At 49.5% G+C, this 12,055-nt stretch carries 9 protein-coding genes; 4 read left to right on the top strand and 5 right to left on the bottom strand.

All coding sequences use genetic code 11. From position 1 onward, the window contains the following. Positions 1-63: 63 nt before the first annotated feature. Both J4685_RS16870 and dpaL read right to left on the bottom strand, forming a co-directional pair. Positions 64-1,500: an alanine/glycine:cation symporter family protein gene (locus J4685_RS16870; protein ID WP_000893193.1), complete on the bottom strand. Its 1,437-nt coding sequence runs from the start codon at positions 1,498-1,500 to the stop codon at positions 64-66. 245 nt (positions 1,501-1,745) lie between these two features. Further along, a complete protein-coding gene (gene dpaL / locus J4685_RS16875; protein WP_000544859.1) occupies positions 1,746-2,960 on the bottom strand; it encodes a diaminopropionate ammonia-lyase in 1,215 nt (404 codons plus the stop codon). Between the two features lie 317 nt (positions 2,961-3,277). Between dpaL and J4685_RS16880 the strand changes: the two genes are divergently transcribed. From J4685_RS16880 to aspC, 4 genes are all read left to right on the top strand, one after another. Continuing rightward, positions 3,278-3,739 (top strand): Lrp/AsnC family transcriptional regulator, encoded by a 462-nt coding sequence (locus J4685_RS16880; protein WP_000762345.1) that lies wholly within the window; start codon positions 3,278-3,280, stop codon positions 3,737-3,739. Between the two features lie 200 nt (positions 3,740-3,939). Next, positions 3,940-5,340 carry an asparagine--tRNA ligase gene (asnS, locus tag J4685_RS16885; protein WP_000117867.1) on the top strand — a complete coding sequence of 467 codons (1,401 nt, stop codon included), beginning with the start codon at positions 3,940-3,942 and terminating at the stop codon, positions 5,338-5,340. 606 nt (positions 5,341-5,946) lie between these two features. Next, the gene (gene ompF / locus J4685_RS16890; protein WP_000977709.1) at positions 5,947-7,038 is read left to right on the top strand and encodes a porin OmpF; all 1,092 of its coding nucleotides are present in this window, start codon (positions 5,947-5,949) and stop codon (positions 7,036-7,038) included. A gap of 184 nt (positions 7,039-7,222) precedes the next feature. Beyond that, complete coding sequence (gene aspC, locus J4685_RS16895; protein WP_000462654.1) at positions 7,223-8,413, top strand: aspartate transaminase; 1,191 nt, start codon at positions 7,223-7,225, stop codon at positions 8,411-8,413. Positions 8,414-8,474: 61 nt separating this feature from the next. Here the strand turns inward: aspC and J4685_RS16900 are convergent, their stop codons facing one another. From J4685_RS16900 to ldtD, 3 genes are all read right to left on the bottom strand, one after another. Next, positions 8,475-9,122, bottom strand: coding sequence for an MBL fold metallo-hydrolase (locus J4685_RS16900; RefSeq protein WP_001109475.1), 648 nt, complete (start codon positions 9,120-9,122; stop codon positions 8,475-8,477). A 27-nt stretch (positions 9,123-9,149) separates the two neighbouring features. Continuing rightward, entirely contained in the window at positions 9,150-9,698 is a 549-nt protein-coding gene (locus tag J4685_RS16905; protein WP_000357052.1) for a YcbK family protein, read from the bottom strand. Between the two features lie 259 nt (positions 9,699-9,957). Next, positions 9,958-11,805, bottom strand: a complete 1,848-nt coding sequence (ldtD, locus tag J4685_RS16910; RefSeq protein WP_000925901.1) for a L,D-transpeptidase — start codon at positions 11,803-11,805, stop codon at positions 9,958-9,960. Positions 11,806-12,055: the final 250 nt, after the last annotated feature.

Raw genomic sequence — 12,055 nt, forward strand, 5'->3', positions numbered from 1 at the left:
AGCGCCCGGAAAGTGGGCGCTTTGTTACTCTTCTGACCATCTTACCTGTTCTGGCCGCGATGGTTACTCTTCTTTCCCTTCACTCTTCGACATATTTACGTGCGTGATTTGCGTTGTTTTTACAGAATTAGTGTCCCGCTGTGTACGCGTTCTGAATAAATTGAATTCGCTAATAAATTCTTTACGCAGCAAGAACAGAGCAATTACGTTGGGGATAACCAGAAAACCGACAGCAATATCAGCCATTAACCAGATTACCGGGATTTCCATATTAACGGCAATCAGTGGCGGCAAAAAATATAGCCATTTAATGATGCGTTCTAGCTTATCGCCAAAAATATAGTTTATCGAAGTGCGAAATTTAATATATGAACCAAGATAAGAAGTAAACAGAATCAACGCCACACCGAGACAGAGAACCTGAACAATAATCGGATGCCATGTTTCTTTTAAGGCGGCAAAGATAATCTGAATACCTTGATAACTGGCGTCTGTCCACATACCAGAAGCAAGTACAGCAAATGCAGTAAAGTTACAGGTAATCATTGAGACAAAAAAAACTTCCACTGCCCCCCACATTCCCTGACGGAAAGCGTAATCCACGTTGGCAGTAGCATGTACTGTGGCCGAGGTACCCATGCCGGCTTCGTTAGTGAATATTCCGCGACTGGCTCCTTTACTGATGGCCATCATGATGGTTGACCCGACAAAGCCACCGGCTGCTGGCGCAGGGGCAAAGGCATAATAGAAAATACTTTTTATAACCTGTGGGATAGCCTCGATATTCAATACCACTACACCAGCGGCACCAATGAAATAGGCAATGGTGATCGGTGGAAGTGCAATCGTACAGAATTTACCAAGACTGGCGAGTCCTTTTAAAATAACCAACGCGCCTACGATGACAATAAATCCCCCAATGACGCTTGTTGGGATGTCAAACGTATAGTGAATGACCGCCGCCATCGTATTAGTTTGCACAAAACAGGCATCCGTAATAACCAGAATCATTAATGCAAACGCATATAATCCTGCCAGGGGATGCCATTTTTTATTGAGCCCTTTCTTAATATAATGCATTGGGCCGCCATAATATTCGCCATTCTCACCTTTACTTCGGTATTTCACCGCCAGCGTCACTTCAACCATTTTGGTCATCATACCCACGACCGCAATGATCCACATCCAGAAAATTGCCCCAGGTCCGCCAACCGCAATAGCCGCAGCAACACCTGCGATCGTTCCCGCGCCTAATGAGCCGGATAGCACAGTGGCAGCCACCTCTATTGATTTTAAGGATTTTTTAGACGCTGCCTCGCCAGTAGTGTTTTGTTTATTTTTTCCGGCAAGTGTACCAATTGTATTACGGTAAATTTCTTTTAAATTGATAATCTGGAAAAATTTGAGGCGTACTGTAAAATAAAAGCCAATGCCGATGACACACAAAAATAATGGGCCACCCCATAGAAATTCAAAGAGTTGTGAAAGTTGCTCTAACATAATGACCTCGGATTTAAATTAATTCGTTCAGTCTCAGAAATAATCTTTCCAGTTCAGCGTAATCCTGAATTTTGCCAACAACACTAAACTGGAAAGTCAGCGGGTAGGAGCATCCCTTACTCACTAAATGCCGTTTTAATGGTATATTGTTATGAAGTTTTGCTTCCTGCATTAGGTTTATTATGCGTATAAAAAACGCGTTTTTTACATGCTGCCTTTATTATCTAATTTTTTAGTCGTAATGTTTAAGCACTGCGTCCGTTCCAGACTATATCTTCATAAATATCTGGGGACGTATCGCCTTCGGTGCTAATAAGCAGAACATGAGCATTGGCATCAAGCTGTAAGCGATTAGCAAGATCCTGATAATGCATATTGTTCATCAACTCATAAAGTAACCCTACGCCAATAGCTCCGGACTCGCCGGAAATAAAAGGCGTATCAGTGCCTGGACGCGGCGCGGCAGCAATGCGCATACCCTTAGCCGCCAGACAATCATCAGCGGAAATAAAACAACTGGTGTTGTCCCGAATAATAGGCCAACTGATAATATTCGGCTCCCCACACGCAAGCCCGGCCATTATCGTCGCCATATCGCCAGTGACGCAGTGAGGTTGACCATCATTCATAACTGCGGATTGATAAAGACAGTTGGCCTGATGCGGCTCAACCACAATAATATTAGGGGTATTTTCCTGCATTTTTTCAACAAAATAACCCATAACACTGCCAGCAAATGATCCCACCCCCGCTTGTAAAATAAGGTGGGTTGGCAACGGACTGTTTGTTTCTGCGAGCTGCTCATAAGCTTCAACCGCTAGTGTCATATAGCCTTGCATAATCCATGTTGGGATCTCTTCATACCCTGTCCAGGCTGTATCCTGCAAAAGCACCCAGCCTTTTGTTTGCGCCATTCTATGGGCCAGTCGCACTGCATCATCGTAGTTCAGATCGGTGATGGTGCATTCAGCTCCATGATGGCGAATATTCTCTGCCCGGATTAACGATGATCCCTTAGGCATATAAACGACGGCTTTTAGACCTAATTGCTCCGCCGCCCACGCCACACCACGGCCATGATTGCCATCCGTCGCGGTAACAAAAACACAATCTTTAATTTTTTCTTTAATCTCAGGAGTGTTAAGGGCAGCAAAACTTAACGAGTTAATATCACATTGCAATTTATCAGCGAGATATTTTCCTACAGCATAAGAGCCGCCCAGACCTTTAAAAGCATTCAGACCAAAACGCCAGGACTCATCTTTAATATGGATGGACCCTAGTCCAAGCCGCCGGCTTAGATGCGCCAGATTATGTAACGGCGTAACGGCATAATTGGGTAATTTTTTATGAAATGCTAACACCTCACGCCCAACATTTCCGTTAAGCAAACTTAAAGCCGCTCCTGTACCATATTTTTTCCGACGTGTATTAAACTGGTATTTAATAAGCTCATGCATAATGATACCTTTTGTTAAAGTTTATTTATTGAAATAATATGTTTTTGGCAATTATTGAGTAGAAACAAGTAAAGAACTCGCGTTTTGTGGCTGTAGTAGTGGTTATCCTCACTTTAATAAACCGTACTGATAAAAGAGTCGCACAATATCTATTACGTCCTTTTCTTTATTCCGCTGATTATGATAGTACTATGCTTATTGCTGTTAAATGGCGCGAAAATGCCCATCGTCGTGCAATTTTCACCTTTTTTTAACGGCCTGGACGCGGCAAAATTGCGCACAGTGATAGTCATCACATTAAAGAGGTTATTTGCGATATGAAGCTTGACGCCTGGGATAAAAACATTCTGACATTATTGCAACGCGATAATCGTCTTTCTCAGCGGGAAATCGCCGAACAGGTCAATCTTTCACCTTCGGCAGTGAATCGTCGTATCGCGGCACTGGAGGAGGCGGGCATAATTAAAGGCAATGTCAGCCTTGTTGATGCTGGCAAAGTGGGACGCCCGGTCACGATTGTGGTGCAGGTGGTGATCGAAAACGAGCGATTCAATTTACTGGAAGAGGCTCGTCAACGGTTTGTCAGTTGCCCGCAGGTGCAGCAGGTCTACTACGTAACGGGCGATTTCGACTTTTTACTGGTGCTCAATGTTCGTGACATGGCGGAATATGAAACGCTTACCCGTGAGCTTTTCTTTTCCTCAGGCAATATTAAGTCTTTTAAAACGATTGTCGTGATGCAAAACGCCAAGCAAGAGATGCGCGTCCTGATCGAGTAACGTGCGCAAAGCTTGCAAAACCAGCCTAAATTCTCAATTGTTCGCGAGCAGGTGCGAACTTTTTACAGGTTTCTTTCTGAAAACCTGCTTCCAGATGCGATTTCTGCTTGTCTGATTGCAGATGCCAGGTAACATAGGAATACCCCCATTTCGGGTGGACAAGTGTTTATTTTTTCCGACTATTAACTAGAGAGAATATTATGAGCGTTGTGCCTGTAGCCGACGTACTCCAGGGCCGCGTAGCCGTTGACCAAGAAGTCACCGTGCGCGGATGGGTGCGTACCCGCCGAGATTCAAAAGCTGGCATCTCCTTCCTCGCCGTTTATGACGGCTCCTGCTTTGATCCTGTACAGGCTGTCATTAATAATTCTCTGCCCAATTATAATGAAGAAGTATTACACCTGACGACAGGCTGCTCCGTGGTAGTAACAGGTAAAGTTGTCGCGTCGCCGGGACAGGGGCAAAGTTTCGAAATCCAGGCCACGAAAGTAGAAGTCGCAGGCTGGGTGGAAGATCCGGATACCTACCCGATGGCGGCAAAACGCCATAGCATTGAGTATCTGCGTGAGGTCGCGCATCTGCGCCCGCGCACCAACCTGATTGGCGCGGTAGCGCGCGTCCGCCATACTCTGGCGCAGGCGCTGCATCGCTTCTTCGATGAGCAGGGTTTCTTTTGGGTCTCTACCCCGCTGATTACCGCTTCCGATACCGAAGGCGCTGGCGAAATGTTCCGCGTCTCAACGTTGGATCTGGAAAACCTGCCGCGTAACGACCAGGGCAGGGTAGATTTTGACAAAGACTTTTTTGGCAAAGAATCATTCCTGACCGTCTCCGGCCAGCTCAACGGTGAAACGTATGCCTGTGCGCTGTCCAAAATCTATACTTTTGGGCCGACCTTCCGCGCGGAAAATTCCAACACCAGCCGCCACCTGGCGGAGTTCTGGATGCTGGAGCCGGAAGTGGCGTTCGCCGATCTGGAAGACAACGCCCGTCTGGCGGAAGCCATGCTGAAATATGTCTTCAAGGCGGTTCTGGAAGAGCGTGCGGATGATATGAAGTTCTTTGCCGAACGCGTGGATAAAGACGCTATCGCTCGTCTGGAGCGTTTTGTCTCCACCGACTTCGCTCAGGTGGATTACACCGATGCGGTCGCCATTCTGGAACGCTGTGGTAAGACATTTGAAAACCCGGTGTTCTGGGGCGTCGACCTCTCTTCCGAACACGAACGTTATCTGGCGGAAGAGCATTTCAAAGCGCCGGTAGTGGTGAAAAACTATCCGAAAGAAATTAAAGCGTTTTACATGCGCCTTAACGAAGATGGCAAAACCGTGGCGGCCATGGATGTGCTGGCGCCGGGAATCGGCGAAATCATCGGTGGTTCCCAGCGTGAAGAGCGTCTGGATGTGCTGGATGCCCGTATGGCCGAAATGGGGCTGAATAAAGAGGATTACTGGTGGTATCGCGACTTGCGTCGCTACGGTACTGTACCGCATTCCGGCTTTGGCCTGGGCTTTGAACGCCTTATCGCTTACGTCACGGGTGTGCAAAACGTGCGCGATGTTATTCCGTTCCCACGGACCCCACGCAACGCCAGCTTCTGATTTTTACGTCACACTCAGGGCCAGCTATGCTGGCCTTTTTTTTCGCCTGAATGTCAGTTTTATTCTCAATAAGTAAATAAATTTAATTACAACCCTCTGAATTACCACATCTTGTTACTGTTTATTTCAAGAAAATATTTACACATAAAAATTAATCCTTAATTTTATTGCGGATTAGATTTTTCTGTTCTAGTAGCACAATTTTTCACCACAATTTCAGACATCAAGACTTCCAAATGGCTATTTTTATGAAATAGCTCGTCTGCTGCTTTTTCAGGCACAACGGTTCCACAAGCGAATAATTACAATAAAATCATAGCGATAAAAGAAAAACGATCAAATCAAAGCGAGAACTCAGGGGAAGTTTGACGTTGTTCACAAAGTTCCGCGAAAATAATATTTGTTTACATATTTTTTCCTTTTGAAACTAAATATTTATATTTGTAGCACTTTCACGGTAGCGAAACGTTAGTTTGAATGGAAAGATGCCTGTCAGACACATAAAGACACCAAACTCTCATCAATATTTCTGTAAAGTTTTATTTACGGAATTTATTGACGGCAGTGGCAGGTGTCATATAAAAAAACCAATGAGGGTAATAAATAATGATGAAGCGCAAAATCCTGGCAGCGGTGATCCCTGCCCTGCTGGCTGCTGCAACCGCAAACGCAGCAGAAATTTATAATAAAGATGGTAATAAGCTGGATCTGTACGGTAAAGCCGTGGGTCGTCACGTATGGACAACGACCGGCGATAGTAAAAATGCCGACCAGACTTATGCCCAGATTGGTTTTAAAGGGGAAACGCAGATTAACACCGATCTGACCGGTTTCGGTCAGTGGGAATACCGTACTAAAGCAGACCGCGCTGAAGGCGAACAGCAGAACTCGAATCTGGTCCGTCTGGCTTTCGCGGGTTTGAAATACGCGGAAGTGGGTTCAATCGATTATGGTCGTAACTACGGTATCGTTTACGATGTTGAATCCTATACCGATATGGCCCCCTACTTCTCCGGCGAAACCTGGGGCGGCGCCTATACTGATAACTACATGACCAGCCGTGCTGGCGGTTTGTTGACCTACCGTAACTCTGACTTCTTTGGTCTGGTGGACGGTCTCTCTTTCGGTATCCAGTATCAGGGTAAAAATCAGGACAACCACAGCATTAACTCTCAGAATGGCGATGGCGTAGGTTACACCATGGCATATGAGTTCGACGGCTTTGGCGTCACCGCAGCGTACAGCAACAGCAAGCGTACTAACGATCAGCAGGATCGCGATGGTAATGGCGATCGCGCAGAATCGTGGGCCGTTGGCGCGAAATATGATGCAAACAACGTCTACCTGGCTGCCGTATATGCTGAAACCCGCAATATGAGCATTGTTGAAAATACGGTTACCGATACCGTGGAAATGGCAAACAAAACGCAGAACCTGGAAGTGGTCGCTCAGTACCAGTTTGACTTCGGCCTGCGTCCGGCAATCTCGTATGTGCAGAGTAAAGGTAAGCAGTTGAACGGCGCCGACGGCTCGGCCGATCTGGCGAAATATATTCAGGCGGGCGCGACTTACTACTTCAACAAAAACATGAACGTATGGGTTGACTACCGTTTCAACCTGCTGGACGAAAACGACTACAGCTCCAGCTACGTTGGCACCGACGATCAGGCGGCTGTCGGTATTACTTACCAGTTCTGATCAGCAGACCCCTTTGTTTTATGCCTCAAAAACAGGACTTCGGTCCTGTTTTTTTATCTCTCTTAGAGAAAATGTGCGTCTTTCAAAAACAGGCGGGCTTTTTAGCGCTAACGGTTGGCATTTTGTAAATCTGCCGTTAACCTGATAGCGGATTTCCCTTCTGTAACTATAATGGAACCTCGTCATGTTTGAGAACATAACCGCCGCTCCTGCCGACCCGATTTTGGGCCTGGCCGATCTGTTTCGCGCCGATGACCGTCCAGGGAAAATTAACCTTGGCATTGGCGTATATAAAGATGAAACCGGCAAAACACCGGTGCTCACCAGCGTTAAAAAAGCCGAGCAGTATTTACTGGAAAATGAAACGACGAAAAACTATCTCGGCATTGACGGGATTCCAGAATTTGCTCGCTGCACTCAGGAACTGCTGTTCGGCAAAGGCAGCGCGCTGATTAACGATAAGCGCGCACGCACGGCGCAAACGCCGGGCGGTACCGGCGCGTTACGCATTGCCGCCGACTTTTTGGCAAAAAATACTCCGGTAAAACGGGTGTGGGTGAGCAACCCCAGCTGGCCGAACCACAAAAGCGTGTTTAACGCTGCCGGCCTGGAAGTTCGGGAGTACGCTTACTACGATGCGGAAAATCACACGCTGGATTTTGAAGCGCTACAAGCCAGCCTGAGCGAAGCACAGGCCGGCGATGTGGTTCTGTTCCACGGTTGCTGTCATAACCCAACCGGCATTGACCCTACTCTGGAACAGTGGCAGGTTCTGGCTGAGCTTTCCGTTGAAAAAGGGTGGCTGCCGCTATTCGATTTCGCTTACCAGGGCTTTGCCCGCGGCCTGGAAGAAGATGCGGAAGGTCTGCGCGCCTTTGCCGCGCTGCATAAAGAGCTCATTGTCGCCAGCTCCTACTCCAAAAACTTCGGCTTATATAATGAGCGCGTCGGCGCCTGCACCCTCGTGGCTGCCGATGCGGAAACCGTGGATCGCGCTTTTAGCCAGATGAAATCCGCCATTCGCGCTAACTACTCCAACCCACCAGCGCACGGCGCGTCCATCGTCGCGACTATCCTGAGTAATGACGTCCTGCGCGCTATCTGGGAACAGGAACTGACGGACATGCGCCAGCGTATTCAGCGTATGCGTCAACTGTTCGTGAATACCTTGCAGGAAAAAGGCGCGAACCGTGACTTCAGCTTTATTATCAAGCAGAACGGGATGTTCTCATTCAGCGGTCTGACCAAAGATCAGGTGCTGCGTCTGCGTGAAGAGTTTGGCGTTTATGCCGTGGCTTCTGGTCGCGTAAACGTGGCGGGCATGACCCCGGATAATATGGCGCCGCTGTGCGAAGCCATTGTCGCGGTACTGTAAAAAGCTGCCGACTGGCGTGACCGATAAAAAAGCCTGCACATTGCAGGCTTTTTCATTCTGCTTACCAGACCGGCATCTCATCTTGCAGGAAGGGATTATGCAGACGCTCGTATCCGAGCGTAGAGAGCGGGCCGTGGCCAGGAATAAAGGTCACATCATCGCCAAGCGGCAATAATTTACGCTTAATGGCGTCAATCAACTGGGTGTGATCGCCGCGAGGAAAATCGCTGCGCCCGACGCCACCTTTGAAAATCACATCGCCGGAGATCAGCAGTTGCGACTGTTCATCAAAGAAAACCACGTGTCCCGGCGTGTGTCCCGGACAATGTAACACCTGTAACGTCACATTCCCTACGCTGACGCGATCGCCGTCGTTCAGCCAGCGATCAGGCGTCAGCGGCTGACGCTCATCCAGACCAAACATGCGACTTTGCGCCGGCAGTCCTTGCAGCCAGAACTCATCTTCTTTTTCCGGACCGATAACAGGAACGCCGTAATGCTGCGCCAGTTCACTCGCCGCGCCGACATGATCGAGATGCCCATGCGTGAGTAAAATTTGCATCAACGTCACGCCGCTGGCGTCCACTTCCTGTTTAATTTTTTCCGCGTCGCCGCCCGGATCGACCAGCGCCGCCAGCCGGGTTTGTTCGCACCAGATTAATGAACAGTTCTGGGAGAACGCGGTGACCGGAATAATACGATAGTTCATACTGCTCCTTTGATTAAGCCTCGCTGATTACCAGTGCCGCGCCGGCCCGGTATCAATATGCACAAAGTTACTACGTGGGTAATATCCTACACCACCTGCGCGCATAGATAACGCCGCTTTGCGAATATTGCTCAGCGCCACGCCTTCAATATGAAAATCCATCGCCTGCCCTTTTGTATGGTAGCTTTTTTTCGCTACGCCGCTGCTACGGGCGCGTAATTCATTATTGGTATCAAGAGAACGGTAGCCTGAGATGAGCTGCACAGGTTTACGCGTCCCTAACAGCCCCTGAAGTCGGTAAAGTTGGTCAAACAGGCGGGGATCGATTGATCGGACTTTATTCGCGCGATAGTCACGGAAAAAATGGTTTAACTTTGCTAATTCATCCTGAATGTAGGCTCTTCCATCGAAAAACTCCGCCTTGATTGACTCTCCGGTATGGAGATTGTTTAACGTCAAAATGCGCGGGCGTGGGGTCGAGAGTGTGGCAAACGCTGGCGCGGGCAGGATGGCGGCGCCGAGAGCGACACCACCAAGCGCCAGCAGCTTGCGGCGATTAGCGTCAAATTTGTCCATGATAATCAGGTCTACAGGTCAATGTTATCGTTAATACACTTCTACCTTTAAGCAGACATGATACCGGCTGGCACAGACTTCTGAACGGCCCGGTCGACTTAAAGGTTATTGTATATGCACTTCTGGCGCACGAAAGGCACCTTAACTGCCGATAAAGCCCGCGTCAAGATGGCCCTCCCCCAGCCACAACGGGGGTCTACAGCGAAACGCCCCGTTGAAGCCAAACATTAGGACAACATATTTACCAGAACTTCTTCATTTACCTGATTAATTGTTCAACCTTTGGCACAATTTGTGCGCTGGATCGCGCTGTGAGATCGTAATTGTAAATATCTGTACGATATTGCATACGTCCATCTGCGCCGACAAACGCGGTCAGATAGTAAAGATTTACTGGAATGTTCTGCCGGATATTGACATACCGCGTGTCGCCTTGCTTCAGGGCGCCTGAGATCCGCGCATCGTTCCAGCCAGCATCCTGCAAGAGCATATTCGCCAGTTCAGAGGCCTTATTGACCCGCACGCAGCCGGAACTTAACGCCCTGGCGTCACGCTGAAAGAGAGTATGGTTAGGCGTATCGTGCAGATAGATCGCATCTGAGCTCGGCATATTAAATTTATAACGCCCCAGCGAATTGTGCGCGCCTGGCGCCTGCTGGAAACGGAACGGAAGATTCGATGGCGTAATGGTGGTCCAGTCAACCTGCCACGGATCGATCGCTTCTTTGCTGTTCCAGCCGCGCATCACGGTGTAGCCATGGCGCTCCAGATAGCCTGGGTCATTCCACACCTTCGGTAAAATGTCTTTACGCGCAAGCGTGGGCGGAACGTTCCACGGCGGGTTCACCACCACATTATTCAGCGCGCTGCTCATCATCGGCGTTTTACGATCGGGACGCCCGACGATCACCCTCGAAGCCAGCACCTGGTTGCCATTCTGATAGTAGACCAGCGAATAAGCGGGAATGTTTACCATAATACCGGTAGAGAGTTCCGCCGGCAGCAGGCGTAAACGTTGGATATTCAGTGCCAGTACGCCTGCGCGTTGCGCGGGGGTCATATTAAGCCAGTTACGCGTCGCCGGGCCAATAACGCCATCCGCCCCCAGCCCTTGCCATGCCTGAAAACGCTTTACCGCCTCGACCAGTTCACGATCGTAGGCGCGTGCCGCCGGAGCCGACTTACTACGGCGGGCCGTTGGTTCGTCGACCGGCTGCGCCACCGATGTTTCGACTATCGCGGCGGAGGGGCTGACGACGGCACTATCAGCAGTGTTATCGCCGGGTAAGGCTATCTTTGGACCGCCATCCAGCATCCCCGTACGCTGTAATATTTCGCGCAGCGCAGGCACATCGTTACTCCATTGCCCCGGGCGCAGCGTCGCGGTATTGGCCAACTGCGGCCACGGGCGAGAGTCCGCCACCAGCTTCAGCAGTGCGTCATGCATGGGCGCATACTGTGGGTGCTGCGGCGCCAGGCTGGCGACAAACATCGGCAACTGCCCCTCTTCCAGCGCGATTTGCCACTGGTTAATCACCGAGACTGGCGGCGTCGCCAATGCGTAAGGTTTGTTGCTATATAACCAGCGCTGGCCTTTGACGGGGATATTCGCAATGAAATGGAGATAGCCCATCATGGCGTCTGACAACACAACATCGCGCGCCATACCGTTTACGGCGGGATCGGTCAACAATGCCACCCAGGCGGTAAACTGCGGCTGGAATCCGGCAATCGCCACCTCCGCCAACTGTTGCTGGAAGGCTTTCACCGCATCGCGATTATCCCACATGGGCTTCATGTCGCGCGCGGCATACAGCAATGTCAGCTGGCTCATATAGACCGGCGTATAGCCGGAAGGAAGCTGCGACTGTAAATCAGCCCGAACTTTCTCGGCTGAAACGCCCTCCGGCAGCGGCTGAATCCCGGCCAGAATCGCCGTCGCGGCTGATTGCTTCTGCGACCCAGCCTGACCCGTCGCGGCAACGGCGCTATCGCCAGGTATCATTTCAGGCTCATCGGCCTGCGCATTGAACAGTGGAGCGAATGTTACGGCCAGGCATAAACTGATTGCCGACAGACAACGACCACACATCTTATTAAGCAACATCCCTTGCCCCCTGTTTTCGTTATCATACTCCGCATGACTGTGCTGCCCGCAGCGGGGGTCAACCTCAACCAATGCTTTTGTTTAGTATGACGAGTCAGCCTGCTCACTCGTCAGGCTTAACTCCAGTATATAAAGTTCGTTACGTTTTTGCCTAACCTAATGTAAAGAAGTTTAAAGAAAATGCACTACCCGGAGAGATTTTTCAGATAAAGAAAAAGGCGGCTTTCGCCGCCCCAGGCTAATGATAAAG

Origin of the sequence: Salmonella sp. 32100201201700099SM (assembly GCF_017572645.1) — a bacterium.
Lineage (GTDB): Bacteria > Pseudomonadota > Gammaproteobacteria > Enterobacterales > Enterobacteriaceae > Salmonella > Salmonella enterica.